Raw genomic sequence first — 12,360 nt, 5'->3', positions numbered from 1 at the left:
TTAAAACAGATTGCAGAACAATTAGACATGCCAGTCGGAAAAGTCCAGTACGCATGGCGTAAATGGCGTTCCCAGAACGGTGAGGTCACCAAGCCGACAACCGCTCCTAAAAAATCTTCTAATGAAGGGAAGGATAGAATGAAACGAAACGAGAAAGAAGCTCCAACAGTGGGGCAGGTCGCCTCGACACTCCATCACGAAGAGCCGAAGCAGTCACCGCTCCTTGAAACAGGTCCAGACGGTTTTTGGAAGCTTCCAGACCGCTACGATGTCGACCTCATGCACGCGGTCGTTCAATCCCCGAACGCGGTCTATGTTTTTTGGGAAGTGTCAGACGCTGTGAAAGAGACGCTGACGATGCAGTTCATGCGCCCGTGGGAAGATTTGCCGAAGGCGTTCCGCATCTTAGACATCACCCTGCTCGATTACACATCTGGTCATGCGAACCGGTCTTATACGTTCGAGTTGCCGGAAATGACGAACAGCTGGTTCGTCCGTCCGCTCGACCCGAACACGACGTACGTCTTCGAATTCGGGATTCGGACGATGGAAGGCGAATTTCTTCCGCTCGTCGCCTCGATGCCGATTGATACGCCGCGGAACGAACCGGCAGGAGTCGGACGTTTTGCCGAGCCGGTCAGACGTTGGCAATTCGGTGAAGTCGAGTCACCAGAACTACTCGATACGTTACCAAAATATTCTGCATACCGCTGCGTACGCTGAGGAGGACACACTATGAAACCAGGTTATTTTTCACTCGTCCTACATGCCCATCTTCCGTACGTGAGGCATGAAGAGAAACACCGGCTAGAAGAACGCTGGGTATATGAAGCCATCTCCGAGACATACATCCCGATTCTGTGGCAAGTCGATCGACTTCAACGGCCCCTGCATTGGACGGTCAGTATCTCTCCGCCCGTCATCGAAATGCTCGCCGACCCACTCGTCCAAGATCGCTATCTCGGGCATTTAGATGAGATGCTTGAACTGATCTCAATCGAACTGGCTGAGGGTCGGAGCGAACAAGAAGTCGAGACGCTTCATTTTTACGAACGCCGTTATCAAGACTTGAAGAACACGTTCCTCCATTGGGAGAAAAATTTGAACCATGCGTTCCGTACATATCGTGAGCAAGGCTTCATCGATATGGTCACATGTACGGCGACACACGGTTTCAACCCGCATCTGTTCACCGATCAGGCGGCACGGGCCGAGATTCGGACTGGATTGAACTGCTTCGAGCGGCATTACGGCTTCCGTCCGACCGGCATTTGGTTACCGGAATGTGCGTATACGCCAGGAGTCGACCGCATCCTCTATGAGGAAGGGATTCGCTACACGTTCGTCGATGAGCACGCGTTGCTCGAAGCCGACCCGACGCCGGACAAAGGCATCGGTGCGCCTGTCTATTCGCCGCACGGAGTCGCTTTATTCCCACGTGATCAAATCATCTCCGGGAAGATTTGGAGTTCGATGATCGGTTATCCGGGGCATCCGGACTATCGCGAGTTTTATCGCGATCTCGCCTACGACCGGGACTGGGAATACATTCAAGCGTTCATGCATCCAGAGGGCATCCGCTTCGACACAGGTCTGAAGATGCATCGCATCACGGGCGACAGCGACGAAAAAGACTTTTACGTCCGCGGATGGGCCGAACATCAAATCGATAATCACGCGACCGATTTCGCCGAGACGCTCGCGGCGCATTTAGAAGCGCACGGTGGACAAACGTTCCCGCCGTTCCTCGTCACGGCACCGTTTGACGCCGAACTGTTCGGCCATTGGTGGTTTGAGGGCCCTGAATTTTTAGGGCAAGTCGCAGAGCGACTAGAGGCATACGGGATTGAGACGATCACGCCGGCACTCTTCCTCGAGCGTCATTTCCAAGACCTGCAAACAGTACAAGTTTCGATGAACACGTGGGGCCGGAAAGGTTACGGCGATGTGTGGATCAACGAACGCAACGAATGGATGCTCAGACATTTGCACACGATGGAGACGCAACTCGTCAAAGACGTAGCCGACTATCGGAACACCTCGCCACTCGCCGACCGGGCTTTGAGACAGCTCATTCGTCATTATGTGCTCTCAGTCTCGAGCGATTGGGCGTTTATCTTGGACGGCCAGACGACGGCGCAATACGCCGCCGAACGTTTCCGCGAACATACCCGTCTGTTTGCCGAACTCGAGACGGCGCTCTACGAAGGCAAGCTATCGGATCGCTTGCTAGACGAGCACTACATGGTCTATCCGTTCTTAGACGACGTGGACATTGATATCGATACGTTCCTATCTCCACACGACTATTATGTGACGCAGGAGCGTGGCGAAGAAGGTGAGGTCATTCTCGTCCTCACGCCAGAATATACAGGCAATATCGTGGGCGACCTCGGTCACCGCGTCGTCGCTGAAGTCGAGGCACGAGCAGCTGACGGGGAGACCGTTTACGTCCTCACGCCGCACAGTGAAGGATTGCCTGAATACGAGCGTCACAATCGCGTGCACGTGTACCGGGTCCCACTCACGAGTCCGTTTCTAGAGCATGTCATGAACCAAATCGCTGCTCAGAACGTCGCCTACGTGAAACTCGTCCAACAGTTACAGACGATGGTCAACTTCAAAGCGGTCCATCATTTTGATTGGATGACGATTCCAGCGGCACGTTCACTTGCGAAGTCACTAGATGTTCCGTTATACTCAACTATGTTGTCATTTGAAACGACCCGCAACCCGCACGGGCACGGTGGCCTGTTCGATGCGATCCATCGCATTGAGAACGGCGTCCTCTCGGAAGCTGATACGGTTTATGTCGGTGAACAGCTCTCGATCGAGGAGCTCGCGACGCGGTATGTGATCGGCGATAACGTAAAAACGTGCCTACCGCTCGACGCGTCACCGTACGGGCAGAAACGTTTGAAAAAGAACGTGAAATAACCTTGCTTTTTCAAAAAAAACTTGGTAGGATAATTGAGTATGCTTAGACTGTAAAGCAAAAGCACTTGATACAACATTAGTAAGATGGGAGTGAAAGATATGCGCGTTAAAATCACACTAGCTTGCACAGAAACAGGCGATCGCACGTACATCACGAAGAAAAACAAACGTAACAACCCAGAGCGCCTCGAATTGCGCAAATACAACCCACGTCTCCGTCGTCACACGCTTTACCGCGAAGTGAAATAATTGAGACCGGCCGTCACTCATGTGGCGGCCTTTTTTTTCGATAGGAGGAATAACAAATGACAGCTAAACAAGAGCTCCGAAAAGCGGTTCATGTGAATATTCGCGTGCTCACCGATCGTGACGGGCGTGATGAAGCGATCCTACATACCGTGGCGTCGCTCCCTGAGTGGCAACAAGCGTATACGGTCGCACTCACACTGTCACTCGACCTTGAAGTGAATACGCGTCCGCTCATCGATACAGCTTTAAAAGCAGGAAAATCGGTGTTGGTGCCGAAAGTAACGAAACAGGGGCTCACGTTCCACGAAATCAGGACGTTCAGCGACCTCGAGCCGGGGGTAATGGGTATTCTCGAGCCGACGACCGCGGAAACCGACCTCGACATCGATGTCTGTATCGTCCCAGGCCGTGTCTTTGACCGTTCTGGATATCGGATCGGTTGGGGCGGGGGTTATTACGACCGTTTCTTAGCGACATATCGCGGTGCGACAATCGCGCTCGCCTACGACGTACAAGTGCTCGACGAAATACCGATCGAACCACACGACATACCTGTCGAACTGATCGTGACAGAAAGGGAAATGATTCGATGCTCTCAATCGTCCTCGTAACTTGTCTAGTTGCACTGGCCGGATATCGTCTCCGGTCGTTGACGTTCTCTGGGGCGATCTTGACGATCGTGACAGGGACGGTCATCGGGTTTGGTTTTGGCTGGTTCGGGCTGTACTTGCTCGGTGTGTTCTTTTCGACGTCCTCGCTCGCTTCAAAATATCGCGCCCGCGACAAAACGTCGGTCGATGACATCGTCGAAAAATCCGGACCGCGTGACTTCGTGCAAGTGCTTGCGAACGGAGGGATCGCCATGCTCACCGCCGTCGGAATGGCGATGACTTCGAACGAGGCGTGGCTATTCGCTTACGTCGTTTCAATCGCGGCGGCGACGAGTGACACGTGGGGGTCCGAGTTCGGCGTTCTCGCATCGCGCCGACCGCGCTCTATTTTGACATTGCGTGAAGTTGAACCGGGGACGAGCGGTGGGGTGTCACCGTTCGGTACGCTCATGTCTGTCGCCGGTGCGACGACCATCGTCTTGGCATCGCTCCCGTTCTTAAATATAACGATGGGCACGCTATTTCTATTGATTGCGCTCGGTCTGAGCGGCAGCGTCGTCGATACGTTGCTCGGTGCGACCGTACAACGGAAGTATCGCTGTCGGACGTGCCAAAAACTGACGGAGAAAAAGCTGCATCACGGCGAAGCGACCGACTATGTATCTGGATGGCGCTTTCTCGGCAACGACGCCGTCAATTTCTTGGCGATCGCCTCCGCGGCAGCTATTGGTTTTCTTGCATTCGCATAAGGGTAGTACAGAAAATGAGGATGTTTCAAACGATTGTGAATTTTGTCACAATATTGCCAAACTGAAAACGGTTTCTCTTGTATTGACTGTTTGTGAATGATGTTACAATCTAGGTGTAACAGACAAAACAAAAACATGAAACAGATTGTTTGAAGGGTGGAAAAACAACATGGAAACATTAAATCATGCAAAAGTAACACGAGTCGCTCTCGTCGGGGCCGGAGCGGTCGGTGCAAGCTTCGCGTATCAATTGACGACAGCGAGCCTATGTGAAGAACTCGTCATCATCGACATCAACAAGGCGAAAGCAGAAGGCGAAGCGATGGACTTGAACCACGGCGTCTCGTTCGCCTCGTCACCGATGCGCGTCTGGGCTGGAGATTACACGGACTGCGGTGCTGCAGATATCGTCGTCATCACGGCCGGCGCTCCTCAAAAACCAGGTGAGACACGTCTCGACCTCGTTGAGAAAAACGCGAAAATCATGAAAGCGATGATCACTGACATCATGGCCTCTGGCTTCGACGGTATTATCATCGTCGCGTCAAACCCGGTCGATATCATGACACACTTGGCTTGGAAATACTCGGGTCTTCCGAAACATCGCGTCTTCGGATCAGGGACTGTACTCGATACGTCACGCCTCCGCTACATGCTAGGTGATTACTTCAACGTCGATCCGCGCAACTGCCACGCTTACATCATGGGTGAGCATGGCGACACCGAGTTCGCGGCATGGAGTAACGCCCGGATTTACGGCAAATCGGTCGAACAGCTACTCGAAGAGAACGACGAGTATACATGGGAAGACCTTGAAGACATCTACGTCAACGTTCGTGACGCTGCGTATCACATCATCGAACGTAAAGGCGCGACGTACTATGCGATCGGTCTCGGCTTGCTTCGTCTCGTCAAAGCAGTGCTACGTAACGAGAACACATTGCTCACGGTCGGTGCCTACTTGGATGGAGAGTACGGCTTGAACGATATTCATATCGGTGTGCCGGCAATCATCAACCGCCAAGGCGTGCGTCAAGTCGTCGAAATCGAGTTGTCAGACGAAGAGAAACAGAAGATGCTCCATTCGGCAGACGTGTTGTTGAAAACGATGCAACCTGTCTTATAATATATTCGCGATATAGACGTAGTCGGTGTATGCCGGCTACGTTTTTTGATGCGTTGCCACGGGCACCGGACAGATTCAGAAAGCGCCAACTTTTGTCGTCACGATCGAATTGGATTACAATTAAGACAGAAGGAAAGGAGGGGATTCAGTTGACGCAACCGGGATGTTTTTGGGAAGACATTTACCATGCGGTCGAGGCGGGCGGTCGGGTCGAAGGGATACTCGAGCCTTCGCGCGCGCTGCTATTGTTCGACACGAAAGCTGGAGACCTCTATCACCTGTACATAAAGACAGATAAGGCGTGGGCGAACCATGTCGCGATCGAGATCGAGGCGGTCATGAGCTCGTTCCGACTCGCACGACTCGGGCGTGCGAAGCTTCATGTCCATATATATGGCGACGCGCTCGTCGATGAGGAGCGACTTGAGACGTTGTCGTTTCAAATCGCGGCCAAGGTGAGACTCGATAGGCATGCGTGTGGCGATGACCAAGATGAGGCCCGGTTTCGGCCGCTCGCGCTCGCACTCGATAAACAGCGGAAAGCCGAGCTGAAGAAGCGATTCTCATTCGGTGAACCTAAATTCGTCTATGCGCTCATGATGTTGACGTTTGTCGTCATGTGGCTCGCCGAATCACTCGGCTCGACGCTCGATCCGAACACGCTCATCCGATTCGGCGCCAAAGTCAATCCGCTCATCGACGAAGGCGAATGGTGGCGCCTCGTCACACCGATGTTCCTTCATATCGGCTGGTTTCATTTTGCGATCAACATGTTCGCGCTCTGGTCGCTCGGCCCGCTCGTCGAACGCATGTATGGGTCACCGAGATTCTTGACGATCTATCTGTTGGCGGGCGTCATCGCGTCGACCGCTTCCTACGCGTTCAGTGAGGCGATCTCGGCCGGGGCGTCCGGCGCATTGTTCGGTCTCGTCGGCGCACTGCTCTATTTCGGACTGCGTGACCGCTCGCTGTTCATGAAGACGCTCGGCCCACCGCTGTTTATTATGTTAGGATTAAACGTAGGGCTCGCCTTCGTCCTCGGTGCCAGCTTGGACCATTCGGCCCATGCCGGGGGCCTCATCGGTGGATTTTTGATGGCGGGCGTGGTCGGATTACCTGACGAGACGACAAAAAAATGGCGCCTGTTGTTCACGGCGCTGGCAGTTTTATTGACCGGGACACTATACTGGCTCGGATATCATCGATGACAAAGGAGTAACAACATGATTGATACGTTAAAACGATTAGTGGAGATTCCGAGTCCTTCTGGAATGACGCACGAAGCAGTCAGTTACGTCGAACGTGAGCTCACGGATCTAGGGGTTGAGACGAGCCGGTTGAGAAAAGGTGCATTGTTGGCCAAGTTTCCTGGACAAAGCGGGCCGGCCCGTCTTTTGACCGCCCACGTCGATACGCTCGGTGCGATGGTGAAGGAAGTGTTGCCGAGCGGACGCTTGCGGCTGACACAAGTCGGCGGTTACGCCTGGACCGCGATTGAAGGTGAGAACTGTCTCGTCCATCGCGAAGCGGGCGAGGCGGTGGACGGGACGATCCTCGTCCATCAATCGAGTGTGCACGTCTATAAAGACACGAACAGTGCCGAGCGGACGGCGGCGAACATTGAAGTACGTCTCGATGCCGACGTTCATACGGCGGACGACGTCCGAGCGTTAGGAATCGAAGTCGGGGACTTCGTCTCGTTCGATCCCCGTTTCAAACAGACGGAGACGGGTTATATTAAATCGCGTCATCTTGACGACAAGGCGTCGGTCGCCATCCTGCTCGATTTGGCGCGTGACTTGGTCAAAGCTGACTTGCCGCATACGGTCTATTATTTAATTTCGAACTATGAAGAGGTCGGCTTTGGCGGGAACGCCGGGATCCCGGACGAAGTCGACGAGTACATCGCAGTCGATATGGGCGCGCTCGGGGACGGGCAACACTCGGACGAGTACACGGTATCGATCTGTGCCAAAGATTCTTCAGGGCCGTACGATCTCGAGTTGCGTCGTCAGTTCACGAAGCTTTGCCGCGACCACGACATTCCGTTCAAAGTCGATATTTATCCGTTCTACGGTTCGGACGCATCGGCTGCAATCTCGGCTGGTTACGACGTACGACATGCGCTCATTGGTCCTGGGATCGAGTCGAGCCACAGCTATGAGCGGACGCACCGAACATCGCTCGAGGCGACACGAGCGTTGCTGTATCGCTACGTATTGACCGCGATGGGGGAATAATAATGAGAAACTTTTATGACGTGCAACAGTTTTTAAAATCGTTTGGCACGATTATTTACATCGGAGAGCGTGACGCCGAGATCGGTCTCATGATGATGGAGTTAGACGAATTGAACGCTGGTGGGATGATCGAACAGCGCGAGTATGACACGGCGAAAATTATTTTGACGCATGAACTAAAAAATTCAATAGATTGACAGAAAAACCTCTTGTGCAAATGTTTGCACAAGAGGTTTTATAGTGTAGACTATTGGATGAAAGCGATTTATTTGAGACGAGGAGTGGAATGCATGAAGTGGTTATTAGGAATCGACATCGGTGGGACGACGGTGAAAATGGCCGTCCTGGACATGAACGGGATCATTTCAGACAAGTGGGAGATCAAGACGGACATCCGTGATAATGGGGTACATATCCCGACTGATATCGCCGCCTCGTTTGAAGCGTACCTTCAGCAATCTGGAAAAGCGAAGCAAGATTTCGCGGGTGCGGGAATCGGAGCTCCAGGCTTCATCAACTTCTCAGAAGGTGTCGTCGAATACTCGCCGAACATCGGGTGGAAGAACTTTGAGCTCGTCGGCGAATTCGAGAAAGCAGTCGGATTGCCGGCCGTGCTCGAGAATGACGCAAACGCGGCCGCGCTCGGTGAGATGTGGAAAGGCGCCGGTGAAGGTGCGTCTGAACTACTCGCGATCACACTCGGTACGGGTGTCGGCGGCGGTGTCATCACAAACGGTAACATCGTCCATGGGGCGTCCGGCATGGCTGGTGAGATCGGGCATATCACGGTCGAGCGCGACGAGGCGAAAGCGGTCATGTGTGGATGTGGGCGCACCGGCTGCATCGAGACGATCGCCTCAGCAACCGGTATCGCCCGTCTCGCCTTACAAAAGCGTAAAGGGAGAACGACGTCATTGAACGAGTTAGGTGAAGTGACGGCTCGCGATGTGTTTGAGGCCTATAAAGCGAAAGATGAGGTCGCGACAGAAGTCGTCGAAGAGATGACGGAATATCTCGGGTTGACGATTTCAAACATCGCCAACACGTTGAACCCTAAAATGATCGTGATCGGCGGCGGCGTCTCAAAAGCGAGACAAGCTTTGCTCGAGCCGCTCGATGAACAATTTAAGCGGTTTGCCCTTGAACGGGTATATACGTCGACGACGTTCAAAATTGCCGAACTTGAGAATGATGCCGGGGTCATCGGCTGCGCTTGGCTGGCACGAAAACATTTTTTGCCGACTAGAGTCTAACCTATAAAGCACACATGCGATCTCGCATGTGTGCTTTTGACGTACAAAGGGAATTGTAAAGGTATGGTTGATTTTTTGTTAAAAAAGGGGTAAGATTTGGACTTGATACTGGACTGTTACCGTTAGTGAAATAGATAACAAGCCAGCTATATGTAATTGAACTTATTCATGGCGCATCCTGCTTGAGGACGTCTTAAAACTGAAAAGAGGAGGAGGCCGTCAGATGAAGTCATCTCAAAGCTTATCGAAGCTGACTATGCGACTGAATGAAACGGTCCGCGCTTCGTTTCAAGAGTATCGGTTATTTTGGATATTTAGTTTATTACTTTGGACGAAGACGTACGTAGTTTACCAATTTTTCTTTAACATCCCGATTGAAAACACAGCTCAAGCGTTCATCTTGTTGATCAGTCCGATCAGCTCAACTTTGTTCTTGTTTGCTTTTAGTTTCTTCTTTAAAGGAAATAAGCAAAAGTGGGTGCTGTACACCCTTTATGCGGTCGCCTCGTTCCTATTGTTCGCGGACGCTGTCTATTACCGCGAGTTTACGGACTACTTGACGATGCCTGTCATTTTGCAACCGTCGAACATGGAGACGTTGTCTACTTCTTTCACGTCACTGCTTGAATGGAAAGACTTGATCATTCTTGGGGACGTGCTCGTCTTGCCGTTCGTACTATGGAAGATCAATATGTTGCAAACCGCCGCGTCTCACCGACGTGCGCTCATCACGTTCGTGGCAGCTGTCGCCGTGTTCTTGTTCAACTTGTCGCTTGCTGAGACGGAACGTCCTGAACTATTGACGCGTTCGTTCGACCGTGAGCTGCTCGTCAAAAACATCGGGACGTTCAACTTCCACGTCTATGACGCGATGCTTCAAACGAAGACGTCCGCGCAGAAAGCAATGGCCGATGGGTCGGAGCTAGCCAAGATTGAAAAGTATACGCGCCAAAACTATGCGGCGCCGAATCCGGACTTGTTCGGAAAATATAAAGGCAAAAATGTGATCGTCATCTCGCTCGAGTCGACACAAAACTTCACACACAATATGAAAGCCGCGAACGGCGAATATATCACGCCGAACTTGAACAAGTTGATCGAAGAGTCCCATTACTGGCCAAACTATTACCATACGGTCGGGCAAGGGAAAACGTCAGACGCCGAATTCGCCCTCGATAATTCACTGTATGGCTTGCCGCGTGGTGCCGTTTACTTTACGAACGCCGATAATGAGTACCAAGCTCTTCCTGAACTGATCAAAGAAGACAACTATTATTCGGCCGTGTTCCACGCGAACAACAAATCGTTTTGGAACCGTGACTTGATGTATAAGAATACCGGTGTCGACATGTTCTTTGATGAGAAGAGCTACGACCTTGGGAATCCTGAGGATATGACAGAGTGGGGCTTGTTGGACGATAGCTTCTTTGAACAATCGATCCCGATGCTCGAGGAACTTCCGCAGCCGTTTTATGCGAAGTTCATCACGCTCACGAACCATTTCCCGTATACGATGCCGAGCGAGGATTACGAGCTCGTACCGAAATTCGAGACGAGCTCGACGACGCTTAACAACTTCCCGCAAGCGCTCGCTTACCAAGACTATGCGCTTGGCCTATTCATCGACCAACTGAAACAGAACGGGATGTGGGAAGATACGATTTTCGTCGTGTACGGTGATCATTACGGCATTTCGACAAACCATAACAACGCGTTAGCTGAACTACTCGGCAAAGAAGAACTGACGCCGTACGATGTGGCGAAACTTCAGCAAGTGCCGTTCGCCATCCATTTGCCGGGCCAAAAAGCAGGTGAAGTCCATGAGACGATCGGAAGTCATATCGACATGAAGCCGACGCTCCTGCACTTGCTCGGCATCGATACGTCGGACTTGGTCGGGTTCGGGAATGACTTGTTCGCGGAAAACCGCAATAGTCGCGCCATCTTCCGAGACGGCACGGTCGTCACGGAAGATTACGTGTGGACGCAATCGATGTGTTACGATGCGACGACTGGAGAAGCGGTTGAAGATACGACACTTTGCGGACCGGTCACGGAAGAAGCCGAAAAAATCCTGCAAATGAACGATGACTTGATCTATTCGGATTTGCTTCGCTTTAAAGAACAAACCGACTAATAATCAAGAGCTAGCGCTGACCGTTAAACGTCAGCGCTTTTTTGTGAAATAAAAAAAGACGACCGCAGTCGTCTTCGTGGTAAGTCAACATTAACCTGGGATTCCACCGAAAATCAATGTTGCGACGCCAAAGAATCCAAAGACGAGCACGGTGATTCCGGCAAACGCAAGTGGAAAGAATTGGCGTTTTTTGAATGAACGGGCCATCCCCCAAAGTGCAACGAGTGCTACGATGAGTGAAATCCATCCAAATGGCTCATACAAATGCATGACGAGTTCCCCCTTTATTATACGTCATGAAATTCATAAAAATTTCACTGAAATATCACTATTATTTTATCCGAAATAACACACGCTGTCGAGCAAAGGTTGCCACCGCTACAATTTTGCCACAATATCGTTTAGAATGGTTGTGGAGGTGTTCTGGATGAATATTGTAAAAATCACATCGGGCCTTGCCCAAGAGAACGGATACGTGCTCGAACAAGATGGAACGGTCGTTATCGTCGACCCGGGCACGGACGACCCGAAATTCTTTGAGGCGGTGGAACGTTTCGGCGGATTGAACGCCATTTTATTGACGCATGCCCACTTTGACCATATCGGCGGCATCGATGTACTGCGCGATCGCTATCCGGTGCCGGTCTATGTTCATGAAGCCGAGCGGTCATGGCTCGCCGACGGCGAAAAGAACGGGGCGGCAAAGTTCCATCTGCCGCACTCATCGATGCGACCGGCCGAACGAACTTATCAAGGTAAGAAGCTAGAGATTGGTGCGTTTACAATCGAGTTGCATCACACGCCGGGCCATTCTCCGGGGAGTGTCACATTGCACATCCCGAGCGAACGTGTTGCCTTTTGCGGGGACTTGATCTTCAAACAATCGGTCGGCCGGACCGATCTATTCGGTGGCGACCAGTCGACGCTCCTCGGATCGATCGATCGGATGCGTCAATTATTGCCGGCCGAGACGGTGCTCTATTCAGGTCACGGACCGAAGACGACACTCGAAGCTGAAATTCGTTCAAATCCATTTTTTGAGCGGTAAACATAAAAAA

The 12,360-nt window shown here is 51.9% G+C and carries 13 protein-coding genes; 12 read left to right on the top strand and 1 reads right to left on the bottom strand.

Features of this window, described 5'->3' with window-relative positions:
• From A6395_RS02515 to A6395_RS02465, 11 genes are all read left to right on the top strand, one after another.
• Positions 1-723 (top strand): DUF4912 domain-containing protein (locus tag A6395_RS02515; protein WP_071397745.1); only part of this gene is annotated, 723 nt, incomplete at its 5' end.
• 12 nt (positions 724-735) lie between these two features.
• Complete coding sequence (locus A6395_RS02510) at positions 736-2,937, top strand: 1,4-alpha-glucan branching protein domain-containing protein (protein WP_071397742.1); 2,202 nt, start codon at positions 736-738, stop codon at positions 2,935-2,937.
• A gap of 84 nt (positions 2,938-3,021) precedes the next feature.
• Positions 3,022-3,186, top strand: a complete 165-nt coding sequence (gene rpmG, locus A6395_RS02505) for a 50S ribosomal protein L33 (protein WP_016510885.1) — start codon at positions 3,022-3,024, stop codon at positions 3,184-3,186.
• Positions 3,187-3,242: 56 nt separating this feature from the next.
• Positions 3,243-3,797, top strand: coding sequence for a 5-formyltetrahydrofolate cyclo-ligase (locus A6395_RS02500; protein WP_071397741.1), 555 nt, complete (start codon positions 3,243-3,245; stop codon positions 3,795-3,797).
• A complete protein-coding gene (locus A6395_RS02495) occupies positions 3,776-4,546 on the top strand; it encodes a DUF92 domain-containing protein (protein WP_071397740.1) in 771 nt (256 codons plus the stop codon). Before A6395_RS02500 ends, A6395_RS02495 begins: the two co-directional genes overlap by 22 nt.
• A 169-nt stretch (positions 4,547-4,715) precedes the next feature.
• Positions 4,716-5,672, top strand: coding sequence for an L-lactate dehydrogenase (locus tag A6395_RS02490; protein ID WP_071397739.1), 957 nt, complete (start codon positions 4,716-4,718; stop codon positions 5,670-5,672).
• Positions 5,673-5,821: 149 nt separating this feature from the next.
• Positions 5,822-6,880, top strand: a complete 1,059-nt coding sequence (locus A6395_RS02485; protein ID WP_071397738.1) for a rhomboid family intramembrane serine protease — start codon at positions 5,822-5,824, stop codon at positions 6,878-6,880.
• A gap of 15 nt (positions 6,881-6,895) precedes the next feature.
• Positions 6,896-7,912: a M42 family metallopeptidase gene (locus A6395_RS02480; protein WP_071397737.1), complete on the top strand. Its 1,017-nt coding sequence runs from the start codon at positions 6,896-6,898 to the stop codon at positions 7,910-7,912.
• 2 nt (positions 7,913-7,914) lie between these two features.
• A complete protein-coding gene (locus A6395_RS02475) occupies positions 7,915-8,109 on the top strand; it encodes a YqgQ family protein (protein ID WP_070327032.1) in 195 nt (64 codons plus the stop codon).
• A 93-nt stretch (positions 8,110-8,202) separates the two neighbouring features.
• On the top strand, positions 8,203-9,165 hold the full coding sequence (locus tag A6395_RS02470) for an ROK family glucokinase (RefSeq protein ID WP_286203270.1): 963 nt from the start codon (positions 8,203-8,205) through the stop codon (positions 9,163-9,165).
• A gap of 223 nt (positions 9,166-9,388) precedes the next feature.
• Positions 9,389-11,302: an LTA synthase family protein gene (locus A6395_RS02465; protein ID WP_084812909.1), complete on the top strand. Its 1,914-nt coding sequence runs from the start codon at positions 9,389-9,391 to the stop codon at positions 11,300-11,302.
• A 90-nt stretch (positions 11,303-11,392) separates the two neighbouring features.
• Here the strand turns inward: A6395_RS02465 and A6395_RS02460 are convergent, their stop codons facing one another.
• On the bottom strand, positions 11,393-11,572 hold the full coding sequence (locus A6395_RS02460) for a DUF2759 domain-containing protein (RefSeq protein WP_016510376.1): 180 nt from the start codon (positions 11,570-11,572) through the stop codon (positions 11,393-11,395).
• A 157-nt stretch (positions 11,573-11,729) separates the two neighbouring features.
• Between A6395_RS02460 and A6395_RS02455 the strand changes: the two genes are divergently transcribed.
• On the top strand, positions 11,730-12,350 hold the full coding sequence (locus tag A6395_RS02455) for an MBL fold metallo-hydrolase (RefSeq protein ID WP_071397736.1): 621 nt from the start codon (positions 11,730-11,732) through the stop codon (positions 12,348-12,350).
• Positions 12,351-12,360: the final 10 nt, after the last annotated feature.

The organism is Exiguobacterium sp. SH31, assembly GCF_001816105.1.
GTDB classification, from domain to species: Bacteria; Bacillota; Bacilli; order Exiguobacteriales; family Exiguobacteriaceae; genus Exiguobacterium; species Exiguobacterium aurantiacum_A.
The sequence above is the reverse complement of the archived record's forward strand: the minus strand, read 5'-3'. Positions and strand labels throughout refer to the sequence as shown.